The sequence below is a fragment of the Mesorhizobium sp. M7A.F.Ca.ET.027.03.2.1 genome (assembly GCF_003999175.1).
Taxonomy (GTDB): domain Bacteria; phylum Pseudomonadota; class Alphaproteobacteria; order Rhizobiales; family Rhizobiaceae; genus Mesorhizobium.
This window is the reverse complement of sequence record NZ_RZOM01001695.1, coordinates 1-722: the sequence shown is the minus strand read 5'-3', so window position 1 is coordinate 722 and position 722 is coordinate 1. Positions and strand designations below refer to the sequence as shown.

Here is a 722-nt window from a genome sequence, read left to right as displayed (position 1 = left end):
AGCAGGGGCTCTGGGTCCTTCAGGCGGAACTGGACGAGCCGGCGTGACAGGGCGGCTTCCTTCTTGCGCAGCACGGCTTCGCGGCCGATGAAGTGGCCCTTGGCGGTCTTCACCGCGAAGCCAAGGCCGGCTTCCAGCACATTGTCTTCATCGGTGATGTCGTGGCCGAAATGCCTGAAGGCCTTTTCGATGCGGCAGGAATCCAGCGTGTGCAGGCCGCAGAGTTTCAGGCCGACATCCGCACCTGCCTCATCGATCGCTTCGAAGACATGAGCCGCCTGGTCGGTCGAGACATAGAGTTCCCAGCCGAGTTCGCCGACATAGGTGACGCGATGCGCGCGGGCCAGGCCCATGCCGATCTCGATCTCCTGGAACGTGCCGAACGGATTTTTATCATTGGAAAAATCGTTGGGGCTGACCTTCTGGATCAGCTTTCTCGCGTCCGGGCCCATCAGGCAGAGCACGCTTTCGGCCGCCGTCACGTCGGTGATGACGACGAACTCGTCGGCGACGTGCTTGCGCAACCAAGCCAGGTCGCGCTGCAGCGTGGCGCCGGGGACGACGAGGAAGAAAGCCGTTTCCGACAGCCGCGAGACCGTCAGGTCGCTCTCGATGCCGCCGCGCTGGTTGAGCATCTGGGTGTAGACGATCTTGCCCGGGGCGACGCCCATGTCGTTGGCGCATAGTCTTTGCAGGAAAGCGCAGGCGTCGCGGCCCTCGAC

At 63.3% G+C, this 722-nt stretch carries 1 protein-coding gene; it reads right to left on the bottom strand.

Going from position 1 to position 722, the window contains the following annotated elements; translation table 11 throughout:
* The coding region (locus EN750_RS37435) for an aminomethyltransferase family protein (RefSeq protein WP_145968334.1) at positions 1–722 on the bottom strand (722 nt) is incomplete at both ends.